General features: G+C 53.2%; 1 tRNA gene. It reads left to right on the forward strand.

The window, feature by feature from the left end:
- Positions 1 to 105: 105 nt before the first annotated feature.
- Positions 106 to 182 (forward strand) — tRNA-Ile (locus tag AO388_RS07185).
- Positions 183 to 269: the final 87 nt, after the last annotated feature.

Genomic DNA, 269 nt, shown 5'->3' on the forward strand with positions numbered 1-269 from the left:
CCATAAGCACCCACACGAATTGCTTGATTCATTGAAGAAGACGATTAGAAGCAGCTTTAAGCTCCAAGCTGATAGCTCAACGCTAGCGGCTACAAGCTCGAAATTGGGTCTGTAGCTCAGTTGGTTAGAGCGCACCCCTGATAAGGGTGAGGTCGGCAGTTCGAATCTGCCCAGACCCACCAATTTTGTGTGGGAAACGCCTGTAGAAATACGGGGCCATAGCTCAGCTGGGAGAGCGCCTGCCTTGCACGCAGGAGGTCAGCGGTTCG

Origin of the sequence: Pseudomonas sp. ICMP 10191 (assembly GCF_001467335.1) — a bacterium.
GTDB classification, from domain to species: Bacteria; Pseudomonadota; Gammaproteobacteria; order Pseudomonadales; family Pseudomonadaceae; genus Aquipseudomonas; species Aquipseudomonas cerasi.